The following is a 12986-nucleotide window of genomic DNA, read 5'->3' as shown; positions in this document are numbered from 1 at the left end:
CAACTAGTCGTGCCGCGTGGATGTGTTTTTGGGGTGTGCACGCGGTCAATTGCGGCTTGCCGCGTAATCTTTGACTGGAGGTGAGGCCATGTTAGTCGCATTGAATCAGGCCGACGAGCTGGTGACACTGAGAAGCCACGACCAGGCGCGGCGGCTTTTTGGTCAATCATTTCGCTGTCCGGCCTGCAAGGGTGAGCTGCGGATCAAAAACGGGGCGCAACTGATCGCGCATTTTGCCCATAAGGACAACGCCTGCAGCGCGTCAAGTGAGCCGGAAAGTGAAACTCACTTGGCCGGCAAATGGTGGCTGGCCAAGTTTGGCGAGCAACTGGGCGACGCGGTTGCGCTGGAAACCTACTACCCGCCAATTCAGCAGCGCGCCGATGTGGTGTGGCAGCACCACGGTCGCCCCCGGATCCTCGAATTCCAGTGCAGCGGGATCAGCCCTGAACGTCTGCAAGTGCGGACGGTAGGCTATCAATCGCTGGGACTTGAAGTTATCTGGATCGCCGGCCCAGCCTACATCACCCGTTGGCCAGGGGCCAAACAGGCCCGCTTTTTGCAGTGTTCAAAGGCCCTGGGTTTTCATCTTTGGCAGCTGGATCCTCAGGCTAAGGTGCTGACGCGCCTGCAACTGACCGGCCCGGCCATTGTTGAAACCCAGTACCGTCAAGGGCTGCCGCCTCAGACGCGGCGCCGGGAATACATTGAGTCACTCGCCAGTCGGGCCAAGGCGCTTCAGCTGGCCTTGGTGCACCGCGCGCCTGCTGTGATGAAGCTGCAAGCGCAGGCGAGCGCACAGGGGCGCAATCTAGCCGGCGCGCCCTGGCTGATCCACATGCAGCTGCGGCATCTGCCCGGACTCGATGCGCCGGAGTGGGCCATGCGGGCGGCTTGGCTGCTGACTTTTCAGGCTCAGCCGATTAAAAAAGCCGCCGAGGCCGCTTTTTGGAGGCAGTATTCGAGTGTGCGGGCGCCGCAACTGCCTGAAGGACAGTTGCAAAGCGCAATCAGGCGCCAGTGGCTTGAGGTGCTGACCCAGGCCGGGTTGCTTCAGGAAACCGCGGCCGGCTGGCAGTGGCTTCGGGTCCCTCAGTGGTATCAGACCATCGACGAGAAGTTGCAAGCCCTCGGTCAGGCGAGGCAGGGTTAGTGCGATACGTATCCCGTGCAGCGGTGAAGACACAAAAACGGCCAGGCTGCAGCCTGGCCGTTTGGTTATTACTGCAAGACGTGGAGCAAGTCCTTGGAGGGCTGTAGATCCGGCTGCGTGATAATGGTTTGCACCAATGATTTGAAGCGTTCGTAAGATTTTAAGTTGCCTAGGCGCAGTCCTGGATTGGGACTGGCACTGTTCATGATGACGACGGCGGGCAGCTTGGTGATGCCCATTTCCACGGCGATGGCCTGATCTGAGGCCAGGCAGTGGTGCATTTCCTCGCGGCGGCGGTCTTCGGCAAACGCCGCCAGGTCAAAACCAACAGCTTTAAGGCACTCATAGGCTGTTTCTTTGTCGTACGGCGCAACCGGAATCGTCATGTGACTCTGCTCCATGATCAGCAACTTGCGGGCTTTCTCATTACCCTGAAACTGCGCCGCTTTGTAGTCGACCGCCAACTGGTAGGCGGTGTCGAAGAGCTGATTGCGCAGTGGCAGGTTGTGCGGGTCCAGGTGCGCCTCGGCCATGTACTGGTCGATGACGGTGAAATTGACCAGCGGGACAAAGCGCAGGCTGACTTTTTGTTTCAGTTCCTGGGCGAGCCGCTGAACGACCAGCTCCGCTTCGCGGCAGCGGGTGCCAATGGGATTGATGAACAAGAAAAGTTCTAGCAATGCATTTCCTCCAGTATAGGCTAATAAGCAAGCGGTTAAGGTTTTGACAACCTTTTGGACAGTTAAGTGGGCCTGTTGTTTATCCTTACCTTACCAGAAATCTTATTAAAGACAATTAATCAGCTTGTGAAATATTCACATTTGCATAGGCGCGCTGCACCTTGTTTTGAACCGGCTGAACGCGGATATTAAACTCGCTTACAAGCTGCGACCAGTACGCCTTGGCGGCTGGCTCGTCGTGGTATTCCAACTCGAGTTCCCAATCGCGCTTGCCGTTTGGGTAGTGGGTCTCGTCCAGCGTCAATTTGCCTGCCGGGGTGTCGAGCAGGTGTCGCCAGGTGGTCGCCGCTGCAAATTGTTGCAGGCTGGCCGGCTCGATCTGCTGGCTGGCCAGGTATTCGCGAATCTGGCCGTGGGTCGCGATGCTGTTGGCGCGAATCAGCTGGCGCGCTTCGCTCACCGTCAGCGGGTCTGTCATTTCTTCCAGCAGGCGGTCAGGCCCCTTGGGCAGCTTCAGGGTTTCCTCTGCCCGGGTGTTGAACAGCCGGATGCGCAGTCCCAGTGATGCCTTTTGCAGGCGATAGTCAGCCGTGTCGTAGTACGTGTTGGCCTGGCCGAATGCTGGGGCAAAAGTCAGTGCGGCCTGCATGGCAGCGGCCTCATCAGCCGTGATCAGGGTTTTGAACTCTTGCTCGGATTGGATACTCATACAATTCACCTCGCTAATAGTATACAGCTACTCTTCCGGCCGGTGGGTGGCCCGCACTGCTTTTATGGTAAAATGAAGCAGAATCAGATGTGGAGGCTTGAGCATGCAGCGCGACTGGGAAACGTTTTTGATGCCATACGAACAGGCAGTGAAGGAACTCAAAATCAAATTTCGCGGAATGCGCAGCCAATTCCTGCAAGAAAGCCGCCATTCACCAATCGAGATCGTCACCGGCCGGGTCAAGCCGGTCGACTCGATCATTGAAAAGCAGTCGCGCCGGTACATTTCCGATACGCTGCTGGAACAGGACATGCAGGACATTGCAGGGCTTAGGATCCAGTGCCAGTTCGCCGAAGACATTTACGAAGTGGTCGACCTGATCCACCAGCGCACGGACATGAAAGTGGTTGAGGAGCGCGACTACGTGACCAACGTCAAGCCGTCCGGGTATCGCAGTTACCACGTGGTCATTGAGTATCCGGTCCAAATGGTGGAAGGCGAAAAGAAGTTGCTTGCTGAGATTCAGATCCGCACGATGGCCATGAACTTCTGGGCCACGATCGAACACTCGCTGAACTACAAGTACCAAGGCGAGTTTCCGGACGCCTTGAAGGAACGTTTGAAGCGGGCGGCCAAGGCCTCGGCGCTGCTTGATAACGAAATGTCCGAGATCCGTGAGGAAATTCAGGAAGCCCAGCGTCTGTTTTCTTACGGTAAAGGGCAAAATATGCCGCGGCGCTTGGATGATCTTGATCACCCAGGCCAGGGCGATAGTAAGCAAGGGATGAATGACGATGCGCATCGCGATCCAAGCAAACAGTAACGCGAGTTCTCAAGCGGCCCGGCAAAAGCTGATCCGCGGGCTTAAGCAGGACAATTTTGAAGTCGACGTGCCGCATCCTGAAGTCGTGATCACGATTGGCGGGGACGGGACGCTGCTTTCGGCGTTCCACCGGTACGCCGATGTGTTGGACCAGGTGCGGTTCATCGGGGTCCACACTGGCCACCTGGGCTTTTACACGGACTGGCGCGACTATGAAACCGACGACCTCATCGCCGCCTTGAAGCGGGACTCAGGGGAAAGCACCAGCTACCCGTTGCTGGACGTGCTGGTCGACTACGAGGACGGGACCACTGCGCATTTTCTGGCGCTAAATGAGGCCACACTGAAGGGGACCAGCGGCACCATGCGCACGGACGTTTACGTGAAGGAAAACTTCTTTGAGAGTTTTCGCGGGGATGGGCTGTGTGTGGCGACGCCCACCGGCTCGACGGCTTATTCCAAGTCCAATGGTGGTGCGGTGATCCACCCGCGGCTGGCGGCGCTTCAAATGACGGAAATTGCATCGATCAATAACCGGGTCTTTCGCACGCTGGCGGCGCCAATGATCTTGGCGCCTGACGAGTGGGTCTCACTGCGGCCTGAGCCATTTCAGGATTACGTGATGTCAATTGATCAATTCACTGCTAAGCCGGCGATGATCACCGCCATTCGGTTCAAGGTGGCCACAGAGAAGATCCGCTTTGCCAGCTATCGGCACATGCACTTCTGGGACCGGGTCGAGGATGCGTTCATCGGGGAGAAAAAGCCGGATGCGCTTTAAATGGACCTATCAGGGACCGCGCGTGTCCCTTCAGACCTTTTTGCGCCGCCAGGGGTTCTCGCTCGCGCAGCTAAAGCAGTTGAAGTTCCATGGCGGTTTTGTGTTTGTGAACAAACGACAACGCAACACCGCTTTTTCTTTGCGCCCGGGCGATGTTGTCTTCCTGCAAACCGCGCCGGAAGTGGCCGCCGATGCCGTGGTGCCGTATGCTGCACCGCTGGCGATTGTTTACGAAGATGAGTACCTGCTGGTGGTCGACAAGCCCGCCGGTGTGCCCTCGATTCCGGATGTCGGCAAGAGTCCGGACACCATGGCCAATCGCGTCAAAGCGTACCTGCTCAAGACCCACGCTGAAAGTGCGGCCATTCACGTGGTGACGCGGCTTGACCGCGACACCAGCGGGCTCATGTTGTTTGCCAAAAGCGGGTTAATTCACAGCCTGCTGGACGCCCAGCTGCATACCGATGACCTGCAGAAAGAATATCTTGCCTTGGTCGCTGGTGCCGGTAAATTACCACAGCACGGCTGGCTGGTGCTGCGAATCGGCCAGGGCCAAGAGTTTTACATGAAGCGGGCCGTGACGCCTGCAGGCAAGCGCTCGGTGACAGAATTTGAAACGCTGGTACAAAACGGCCGGGCCAGCTTGGTCCGGGTACAGCTGCACACTGGGCGCACGCATCAGATTCGGGTTCACTTCGCTGCCATCGGCCACCCGCTGTTTGGCGATACGCTGTACGGCGGCCCGGCAGCCGGCCTGAACCGGCAGGCGCTGCACTGCGCACACCTGCACTTTTGGCACCCGATTTTAAAAAAGCCACTTGAGTTGACGGCGCCGCTGCCGAACGATATGTTATCTTTGGAGAATGAGTTGGGCCTAGCCCTAAATTAATGAGGATGTGGAAATGATGTATCAACTGTTGACCGATTCGGCCTGTGACCTGCCGCGCCAAACCTTAAAGGACGCGAATGTTGATTTTGTTTCCTTTCACTTCAACGTGGAAGGCCAGGACCTGACAGATGACATGGGCGGCTCATACGAGCTGAAAGATTTTTTTGAGAAGATCAAAAATGGGGTCATGCCTTCTACTTCCGCCATCAACGTCGGCGAGTATGTTGATTTCTTCACCCCCTACGCCAAGGCCGGCACGCCGGTCGCGTACATCGCCTTTTCCAGCGGACTGAGCAGCTCTTTTGAGGCGGCCACTGAGGCCAAGGCCATGGTGCTGGAGAAGTATCCGGACGCGCAAATCGAGCTGGTGGACACGCTTGCGGCTTCGCAGGGCGAGGGCCGTATGGTGCTTGAGGCAATCAGGCTTCAAAAAGAAGGAAAAAGTCTGGCGGAGCTGGTGGCATGGTTTGAAGCGAATCGGCTGCGCCTGCAGGAATGGTTCACGGTTGATTCACTGGATTACCTTTACCATGGTGGTCGGGTGTCGCGGACGTCTGCAGCGCTGGGGACACTGCTCAACATCAAGCCAATTATGGACGTGGACACCCTGGGGCGGTTGCGCGTTGACGGCAAGGTCCGCGCCCGTAAGCGCTCTTTGGCCACTTTAGGCGACAAAATGCTGGCTGCACTGCCAAGCGATCCCGCGCAACCGATCCTGATCGCCACGTCTGGCGATTACGACGCGGCCAATCAGGTGCGTGATTACATCTTGGCTAAGGCGCCAACAGCTAATGTCACCGTGGGGGACATTGGCCTGACCATCGCCAGTCACACCGGGTTTGGCTGCGTGGCGGCGTTTGTCATGGGCGCAGAGAAGCGGCAATAAGGTCAAACAAAACCGACCGCCTGACAGTGAACTCGCCAGGCGGCCGGTTTTGTGTTTAGACGCTTAATTCAAAGGCAAATGTGGTGTCAGGGTCAACCAGCTCGTTATCGCCAGTATAGAAGCCGTGCAGCTGCAAGCGCGAGTCGGTGTTCACCAGCACAAACCCGCGGGGGCCCAAGTTGCTGAGCGCGGGGCTGGCCACAAAGACCTGGCCGGGGGCTTGTGTGCGCCACTGTAAGCGCAAGTAGACCGCGGCAGCCAGTGGCACTAGTCCCAACCCGTAGTGCTGGGCGGCCTGCGTCAGGCGCGGCAGGGTCGCACCTTGCCCCAATCCCAGGTCGCGCATGCGCATCAAACCGAGGCGAATCGGGTAGGGCCGCTCCCCTGGGTAAACCGGCATGGTTTGAAGCAGGGTGCGTGCCGCGTCATCACGCTCAATGTGGGCGGCCGTCAGTGCCGCGGTCAAGGCTTTGCGCGACAGGCCGCCGACGCGCAGCGCAATCGTCGTGAACTCAGGATTCATCTGTTGCCTCCTAAAAAGCCTCGAGGATTGCCTCGAGGCTTGATCACTTACTTGAACGTGACGACCTTAGTGCCGTGAGCTTGCTTGACGCCGATGGCGGCGGTCAGTTCGTCCACATTGGCTGCCGTGACCCCGCCGCCAGGCAAGATTTCGAGCTTGCCAGCCGCCATTTTGACCAGCTGCTGCAGGTGGGGGACGGTTTGGGTGATTGGCACGCTCAAAGGCCCCCCGTGCGTCAGGATGCGGGTGACGTCATGATCAGAGAGCCAGTCAATGGCTTCCTGCTGGCGCGCTTTCGGAATTTCGTCGAACGCCATGTGCATGACCACTTCCATGCCACCAGCGGCGCCGATCAAGTTTTCCATGGCGTCTTCGTCCAGCCAATTGGCCTTGGTCAACGCACCGAAGGCCACACCGTCCGCGCCGAGTTCTTGCGCGGCGAACAGGTCGGTTTCCATGATTTTCAGCTCGGTGTCGGTGTAAACGAAATTGCCACCGCGCGGCCGAATCATGCAGACAATCCGCGCATCGTGCTCGTGCACGTACGAGATGGCCGCCGCCATGACCCCGCGGGACACCGTGGTGCCGCCGGCGGTGAGATTGTCGTTCAGCTCGATGCGATTGGCACCGGCGCGCAAGGCGGCCGGAATATCGGTGAAGTTTTCAACACACGCTTCTTTTAACAGCATGAGAACCTCCTAGATGAATAAGACTAACAAAACGACGAGCCCGAGCGCGATGCGGTACCAGCCAAACGGCTTGAAGTCATGAGTCTGAACAAACTTAAGCAGCCACTTGATGGCCACGATCGCGACTAGGAACGACACCACCATGCCCGTCAGCAGGATCGCCCACTGCGCGCCGGTGAAGACGTTGCCTTTCATGAGGTACGAGCCGATTTTTAAAATCGACACACCCACCATGGTCGGAATCGCCAGGAAAAAGGAAAACTCGGTGGCGACGTAGCGACTGGTACCCAAGATGATGGCGCCGAGAATGGTCGCGCCGGAGCGACTGGTGCCAGGGACAATGGACAACGCCTGGAAGAGGCCGATGAACAGCGCGGTTTGGAAGCTGATGTCTGCCAGGGTCGTGATTTTGGGCGAGCGGTCTTTGAAATAATTCTCAATGACAATGAACAAGATCCCGTATAGGATCAACATCGATGCCACCACGATTGGCTTGTGCAAATGGGCGTCCATGAAGTCGTTCAGCGGCAGGCCAATGATCACGGATGGCAGGACCGCGACGATCACCTTGAACCACAGGGTCCAGGTGGCCTGGCGCTCGGGTTTGGACTTGCTTGGGGCCCACGGGTTCAGCTTGTTGAAGTAGAGCAGTACGACCGCCAGAATCGCACCGAACTGGATCACGTACTCGAACATCGCCATGAAGGCCGGACTCTGATTGATTTTGACCAGTTGATCGACCAGATCGATGTGGCCGGTGGAACTGATCGGCAAGAACTCGGTCAGCCCTTCGACAATGCCAATGATCACGGCTTTGACTATATCTAACATAATTTCCTCCTCAAAGTTGCCAATGGGTCAAGTATACCGGACTCGGCAAGGATGACTAGGCGCAAAAGGCAAAATTTCGGTAAAATCTGAATTGCCAGCATAAAAACAGCGCACCATCTAGGCACGCTGCAGGCGCTTAAGCTTTGAGAAACACGACATTGACCGATTCCGGGGCGACGATGTCCTTTTGGACTGCCGTCAGTTTGCCAGAGCCGCTGTCACGTGAGTACAGGGTGGCGTTGCTGGTGTTCTGGTTGACCGCCAGCAGGTAGTTTTCGGTCAAGTCGAGGTTCGCATCGCGCGGGAAATCACCTTCCGTCGAAATTTGCTGCACTTCGGTGAGCTCGAGGCCGTCCTCAGAGACTGAGTAAACGACAACGCTGTTGTACCCGCGGTTAGTCGCATAGATAAAACGGGAGTCTGAGCTGATGCGGATCGCGGCAGCGCCGTTGTGCTTGGTCCAGTCGGCCGGGATGGTCTTTTGAGTTTGCCCTTGCGTGAACCCGCCAGTGGCTGGATCGTATTGCAGGACGCTGATTTGGCTGGACAGTTCGCCCAGCAGATAGGCGATTGGCTTGTCATGATGGAAGACCAGGTGGCGAGGGCCAAAGCCCGGGGCCAGCTTCAAAATGGCTGGGGTGCCGAGCTTGCCGGCGTCGTCGACCGGGTAGGTGTAGACCTCGTCAGTGCCCAGGTCGATCACGGCCAGCCGCCCGTCCGGCGTCAAAGCCGCAAAGTGCACGTGGCTGGCGTCCTGCTCGGGCAGCGGACCGTGGCCGTGGTGGCGGGCAACATCAGTCGGGGTCAAGGTGCGGTCGGCGTTGATCTTATAAACGTTGACGCGGCCTTCATGATAGTTCGCCGCAAAGACCAGCTGACGTTTTTCATCAATTGACACATGCGCCGGGCTAGTCCCGGGCTCTAAGACGGTGTTGAGCAGCTGCGGCGGCGTTTGATTGAGATCAAAGGCGGCCAGCCCGCCTTTGCCGTCCGCGGCGTCGACCAGGTAGGCGGCGTTGGCTTTGGAGACGGCCAGGTAGGTGGGCGAGCCGATACCGGTGATGTAAGGTTCGGCCTCACTTAACCGGCCGGTTTCGGAATCGAAGGTCGCCCGGTAAACGCCTTGGCCTTCGTGTTTGGTGTAACCACCAAGTAAAACTGTTTCTTTCAATGTATTGCCTCCTCGTAAATGCGTACTCGGTCATTATACCAGAAAACGGATACAGCTATGCAGCCAGCAACAGCCCGCCGAATCCGGCAGGCTGCTGGGTGAGCTGATTAATATTGGTCGCCGTTGAAAATGGAATTTTTGACGATGACGTAATCAACCGCCTTTAAGGCGCCGATGTCTCGGCCGCCGGCGTAAGAAACAGCCGACTGCAGGTCTTCTTGCATTTCAATCAAAGTGTCCTTGATCGAGCCTTTGACCGGCAGGAGGATCTTCTTGCCTTCAACGTTGTGGTGAGCCCCTTTTTGATACTCTGAAGCCGAGCCGTAATACTCCTGGTACTCCTTGCCGTCCTTGACGATGTGCTTGCCTGGGGTCTCCTTGTGGCCGGCAAACAGGGAGCCGATCATGCACATGGTGGCACCGAAGCGAATGCTTTTGGCGATGTCACCGTTGTTGCGGATCCCACCGTCAGTGATGATCGGCTTGCGCGCAGCTTTGGCGCACCACCGCAGGGCCGCCAGTTGCCAGCCGCCGGTCCCAAAGCCGGTTTTGAGCTTGGTGATGCAGACCTTACCCGGGCCGATACCGACTTTAGTGGCGTCTGCACCGGCGTTTTCCAAATCGCGGACGCCTTGTGGGGTGCCGACGTTGCCGGCAATGACGAAGCTGTCCGGCAGATATTTTTTAATGTGGCGGATCATGTCCATCACAATGTCAGCGTGGCCATGGGCGATGTCAATGGTGATGTACTCAGGTACCAGTTGCGCGCCGGCGAGTTCTTTGATGAAGGAAAACTCCTCGTCTTTCACACCGACGGAAATCGACGCGAAGAGGCCGGCGTCGTGCATGTCAGCGACAAATTGCGCCCGCGTTTCCGGGTTGAAGCGGTGCATGACGTAGAAGTACCCATTGGCAGCCAGCCACTTCGCCAGTGGCGCATCGATGATGGTCTGCATGTTGGCCGGCACCACTGGTAGTTTGAATGTGTGGCCGCCAAATTCAACGCTAGTGTCCACTTCCTTGCGGGACCGCACCACGCATTTGTTTGGGATCAGCTGAATGTCTTCGTAATCAAAAATTTCCATGCTTATCGTCCTTTCACGCCTCGAGAACTCGTGTGACCTTTGCCACACCACGCGCTAATATACGGTAAGTGTTCGGAAATGTCAAATTATTTCTGTCAATAACATTTTATTGTTCGTAACGTATCGAACAATTCAGCTGAGGAGCAAAAGAATACCCTCGCCGCGGCGAGGGTCAGCTGTCAAAAATATCGGTTCTTCCAGAACTGCAAGCCGATGAGCACCGAGATGATCAGGGAGATGATGATTGTGATGATCCATGAGATATGCATGCCGGCCCAAGGCAGATCCATATTCATCCCATAAAAGGAGAAGACCAGCGTGGGGATGGTCAGGATGATCGAGTAGGACGTCAGAAATTTCATGACCCCGTTCATGTTGTTGTTGATGATATTGGAATAAGTGTCCGTGGTCTCGCTGATAATTGAATTGGAGATCTGAGCCATTTCGATGCCCTGCTGGTTTTCAATGAGGATGTCGTCCAGCAGGTCGGCGCCGTCGTCGTCCAATCGCAAGGGATTGGTGCGTTCCAATTGCTGCAGCACGTTGCGGTCGGTCCGCAGACTCATCATGAAATAGACCAAGCCGCGCTGAATGCCCATGAGCCCGTAAAGTTCTTCGTTGCACAGGCTGGATTGCAGCTTGGCCTCAAGGCTTTCGCGGGCCTTGTTGATATCGCGCAGGTAGGTGAGATACGCGGCCGTGGCCCGGTACATCATCAGCAGTGCGGCCTGAGTTTTGCGCCGCGGGTCAAAGCCGGTCACTTTGTTTTCGGCGAACAAGGCTAAGAGCGGCTGGTGCTGCGTGTCGATCGTGATCAGGGCGGAGGGCGTCAGGATGATCGCGAGCGGAACAGTTTTATAGGTGACGCGCTTTTTCGGGTCCAAGGTGGCCACGGGCATGTCAAAAATCAGCAGGTGCACATCGACGTCCTCGTCGTATTCGTAACGTGCGCCCTCGTCAGGGTCTAAGCCGTAAAGCAGGAAGTCCTCAGGGACCCGCGTTTTCTTTTCCAGCGTGGTCAGCTCGTCCTGGCTGGGGTCGGTGACGTTGATCCAGACCCCTGGTTCGATTTTGGCTTGTGGCTTCAAGCCACCTTTTGTATCATCAAATTTGTAGACTGAAAGCATGATGACCTCCGCAGACCTTTTTCTTAAGTGTACTATAAAACTGTGAGAGTTCGCGGGAAAGGGATGCGTGATGCGAAAAATCGAGGAAAAAGCGCAGGCGATGGCAAAACTGGGTGTGTTTGCCTGTCCAGTGTGTGGTGAAGCACTGACGGTCAGTCAGACCAGTCTGCTGTGCGCAAATGGGCACCGTTATGATTTGGCTAAAAAAGGGACCGTGAATTTTCTGGCCAAGCCCAGCGCAACGGAGTACGACACGCCGATGCTTGAGGCGCGGCGGCGCGTGCTTCAGGCCGGGTTCTTCGCGCCATTTGTGGCCGCGATTCAAAGCCAGTTGGGCGCCGGAGACACGGTGCTTGACGTCGGCTGCGGAGAAGGCACCCCGACGGCCAGGCTGGCTGAAAGCGGTGCGCAGGCGGTGGGCTTTGACATCTCCGCGCCAGCCATTGCGCTGGCCGGCCGCCTTTCGACCAGCGCGGTGTTTTGCGTGGCGGATCTGGCTCGCCTGCCGTTTCTGCCGGGCAGCTTTTCGGCGGTGGTCGATTTGTTCTCGCCAGGCGCGTATCAGGAATTCGATCGCGTGCTGCGGCCTGAGGGCCGGCTGTTCAAGGTCATTCCAGCCGCGGGTTACTTGCGCGAGCTCCGGCAGGGGCTGTACGCCGGCACCGCCAAGGCGGCGTACAGCAACCAGGCCGTCCTCGACCGGTTCCTGGCGGCGTATCCAGGCGCGACCCAAACGCCGTTGACCTATGATTTCCCGGTCTCGCCCAGCCAATTTGAAGACGTCATGAAGATGACGCCTCTGACCTGGCAGGCCGACCCGGCTAAGCGGACGGCGATGGCGGCGGCTCCGCCGGCCAGCATCCATGTCGACGTCCTGTTGCTTGAGGCAAAACTCAGATGAGAAAACGCTAAGGGAAGTATCTTGAAAGCGCTAAATATTTGGAGAGGGCTTGCACCGGTGGGGCATCGGTGTTAAATTACTCTTAAGCATTTTTATTTCTGGCTTTTATCAGGGCTTGCTTTTGGGAAATTGATAAAAGTTAGCGATGAAAAACTTAACTAACGTACCGTCTCGCCGTGCAGTCACCGAGGTGGTGCGTTTTTTTGTGGAGGTAAGTGACATGACGAATCACATTGTGCTTTATCAACCGCTGATCCCAGCCAACACCGGCAACATAGCGCGCACGGCGGCCGCGACCGACAGCGTGCTGGACCTGATCAAGCCGCTGGGCTTTGCCGTGGACGACAAGCACCTCAAACGCGCCGGCCTCGACTACTGGGCATCAGTCAAGATTGTTTACCATGACTCGCTTGAGGCGTTCATGGCGACCGTAAAGGACCCCCAGTATTTGTACCTCGTCTCCAAGTTCGCTGAGCAGACCTATTCGGATGTCGATTACAGTGACACCAGTGTGGATCACTACTTCATGTTTGGCAAAGAGACGACCGGCCTGCCTGAACCGTTCATGCGTGCCAACCCGGAAAAGGCCGTGCGGATCCCCATGACCGACAAAGTGCGGGCCCTGAACCTGTCCAACTGTGCCGCACTCGTCATCTATGAGGCGCTGCGCCAGCAAAGCTTTGCAGGCCTGGAGCGCAGCCACGTCTACCCCCATGACAAGCTGAAGTAGCGCTTGGC

General features: G+C 57.1%; 15 protein-coding genes. 7 read left to right on the top strand and 8 right to left on the bottom strand.

Annotated elements, in window-relative coordinates; translation table 11 throughout:
* Nucleotides 1–88: 88 nt before the first annotated feature.
* Nucleotides 89–1153: a competence protein CoiA gene (locus JUF21_RS00765; RefSeq protein ID WP_203662534.1), complete on the top strand. Its 1065-nt coding sequence runs from the start codon at nt 89–91 to the stop codon at nt 1151–1153.
* 68 nt (nt 1154–1221) lie between these two features.
* Here the strand turns inward: JUF21_RS00765 and JUF21_RS00760 are convergent, their stop codons facing one another.
* Nucleotides 1222–1833 carry a DsbA family protein gene (locus tag JUF21_RS00760; protein WP_203662533.1) on the bottom strand — a complete coding sequence of 204 codons (612 nt, stop codon included), beginning with the start codon at nt 1831–1833 and terminating at the stop codon, nt 1222–1224.
* A 115-nt stretch (nt 1834–1948) separates the two neighbouring features.
* Nucleotides 1949–2542: a CYTH domain-containing protein gene (locus JUF21_RS00755; protein ID WP_203623256.1), complete on the bottom strand. Its 594-nt coding sequence runs from the start codon at nt 2540–2542 to the stop codon at nt 1949–1951.
* Between the two features lie 103 nt (nt 2543–2645).
* Here JUF21_RS00755 and JUF21_RS00750 point away from each other — a divergent pair, with 103 nt between their 5' ends.
* Genes JUF21_RS00750 through JUF21_RS00735 form a run of 4 tightly spaced genes read left to right on the top strand, consistent with a single transcriptional unit; the run spans nt 2646 to nt 5921 of the window.
* Nucleotides 2646–3365 (top strand): GTP pyrophosphokinase family protein, encoded by a 720-nt coding sequence (locus JUF21_RS00750; protein WP_203662532.1) that lies wholly within the window; start codon nt 2646–2648, stop codon nt 3363–3365.
* Nucleotides 3337–4146, top strand: a complete 810-nt coding sequence (locus JUF21_RS00745; protein WP_203623269.1) for an NAD kinase — start codon at nt 3337–3339, stop codon at nt 4144–4146. Before JUF21_RS00750 ends, JUF21_RS00745 begins: the two co-directional genes overlap by 29 nt.
* On the top strand, nt 4136–5035 hold the full coding sequence (locus JUF21_RS00740) for an RluA family pseudouridine synthase (RefSeq protein ID WP_203623254.1): 900 nt from the start codon (nt 4136–4138) through the stop codon (nt 5033–5035). The genes JUF21_RS00745 and JUF21_RS00740 overlap by 11 nt, the downstream gene beginning before the upstream one ends.
* Nucleotides 5036–5051: 16 nt before the next feature.
* Nucleotides 5052–5921, top strand: coding sequence for a DegV family protein (locus JUF21_RS00735; protein ID WP_203623268.1), 870 nt, complete (start codon nt 5052–5054; stop codon nt 5919–5921).
* 55 nt (nt 5922–5976) lie between these two features.
* On the opposite strand, the gene JUF21_RS00730 is transcribed toward JUF21_RS00735, so the two are convergent.
* The 6 genes from JUF21_RS00730 to JUF21_RS00705 all read right to left on the bottom strand — a co-directional run bounded on the left by JUF21_RS00730 (nt 5977) and on the right by JUF21_RS00705 (nt 11347).
* Entirely contained in the window at nt 5977–6444 is a 468-nt protein-coding gene (locus tag JUF21_RS00730; protein ID WP_203623253.1) for a hypothetical protein, read from the bottom strand.
* A gap of 47 nt (nt 6445–6491) precedes the next feature.
* Nucleotides 6492–7130, bottom strand: coding sequence for a copper homeostasis protein CutC (locus JUF21_RS00725; RefSeq protein ID WP_203623267.1), 639 nt, complete (start codon nt 7128–7130; stop codon nt 6492–6494).
* A gap of 12 nt (nt 7131–7142) precedes the next feature.
* On the bottom strand, nt 7143–7964 hold the full coding sequence (locus tag JUF21_RS00720; protein WP_203623252.1) for an undecaprenyl-diphosphate phosphatase: 822 nt from the start codon (nt 7962–7964) through the stop codon (nt 7143–7145).
* 136 nt (nt 7965–8100) lie between these two features.
* Nucleotides 8101–9135: a lactonase family protein gene (locus tag JUF21_RS00715; RefSeq protein ID WP_203623251.1), complete on the bottom strand. Its 1035-nt coding sequence runs from the start codon at nt 9133–9135 to the stop codon at nt 8101–8103.
* Nucleotides 9136–9242: 107 nt separating this feature from the next.
* Nucleotides 9243–10220, bottom strand: coding sequence for a GMP reductase (locus tag JUF21_RS00710; RefSeq protein ID WP_203623250.1), 978 nt, complete (start codon nt 10218–10220; stop codon nt 9243–9245).
* Nucleotides 10221–10399: 179 nt separating this feature from the next.
* Complete coding sequence (locus JUF21_RS00705; RefSeq protein ID WP_203662531.1) at nt 10400–11347, bottom strand: magnesium transporter CorA family protein; 948 nt, start codon at nt 11345–11347, stop codon at nt 10400–10402.
* 70 nt (nt 11348–11417) lie between these two features.
* Between JUF21_RS00705 and JUF21_RS00700 the strand changes: the two genes are divergently transcribed.
* Together JUF21_RS00700 and JUF21_RS00695 are read left to right on the top strand one after the other, a co-directional pair.
* On the top strand, nt 11418–12248 hold the full coding sequence (locus JUF21_RS00700; RefSeq protein ID WP_203623249.1) for a methyltransferase domain-containing protein: 831 nt from the start codon (nt 11418–11420) through the stop codon (nt 12246–12248).
* 220 nt (nt 12249–12468) lie between these two features.
* Nucleotides 12469–12978, top strand: a complete 510-nt coding sequence (locus tag JUF21_RS00695) for a tRNA (cytidine(34)-2'-O)-methyltransferase (protein ID WP_125755042.1) — start codon at nt 12469–12471, stop codon at nt 12976–12978.
* The last annotated feature ends 8 nt before the right edge of the window (nt 12979–12986 follow it).

The organism is Lacticaseibacillus sp. 53-4 (genome assembly GCF_016861805.1).
Lineage (GTDB): Bacteria > Bacillota > Bacilli > Lactobacillales > Lactobacillaceae > Lacticaseibacillus.
The sequence above is the reverse complement of the archived record's forward strand: the minus strand, read 5'-3'. Positions and strand labels throughout refer to the sequence as shown.

Bases quoted from the DNA above. Each gene is read 5' to 3' on its own strand.
- JUF21_RS00730 (WP_203623253.1), bottom strand. From the start codon at position 6,444: ATGAATCCTGAGTTCACGACGATTGCGCTGCGCGTCGGCGGCCTGTCG.
- JUF21_RS00705 (WP_203662531.1), bottom strand. From the start codon at position 11,347: ATGCTTTCAGTCTACAAATTTGATGATACAAAAGGTGGCTTGAAGCCA.
- JUF21_RS00765 (WP_203662534.1), top strand. From the start codon at position 89: ATGTTAGTCGCATTGAATCAGGCCGACGAGCTGGTGACACTGAGAAGC.
- JUF21_RS00755 (WP_203623256.1), bottom strand. From the start codon at position 2,542: ATGAGTATCCAATCCGAGCAAGAGTTCAAAACCCTGATCACGGCTGAT.
- JUF21_RS00750 (WP_203662532.1), top strand. From the start codon at position 2,646: ATGCAGCGCGACTGGGAAACGTTTTTGATGCCATACGAACAGGCAGTG.
- JUF21_RS00740 (WP_203623254.1), top strand. From the start codon at position 4,136: ATGCGCTTTAAATGGACCTATCAGGGACCGCGCGTGTCCCTTCAGACC.
- JUF21_RS00695 (WP_125755042.1), top strand. From the start codon at position 12,469: ATGACGAATCACATTGTGCTTTATCAACCGCTGATCCCAGCCAACACC.
- JUF21_RS00710 (WP_203623250.1), bottom strand. From the start codon at position 10,220: ATGGAAATTTTTGATTACGAAGACATTCAGCTGATCCCAAACAAATGC.
- JUF21_RS00720 (WP_203623252.1), bottom strand. From the start codon at position 7,964: ATGTTAGATATAGTCAAAGCCGTGATCATTGGCATTGTCGAAGGGCTG.
- JUF21_RS00735 (WP_203623268.1), top strand. From the start codon at position 5,052: ATGTATCAACTGTTGACCGATTCGGCCTGTGACCTGCCGCGCCAAACC.
- JUF21_RS00700 (WP_203623249.1), top strand. From the start codon at position 11,418: ATGCGAAAAATCGAGGAAAAAGCGCAGGCGATGGCAAAACTGGGTGTG.
- JUF21_RS00745 (WP_203623269.1), top strand. From the start codon at position 3,337: ATGCGCATCGCGATCCAAGCAAACAGTAACGCGAGTTCTCAAGCGGCC.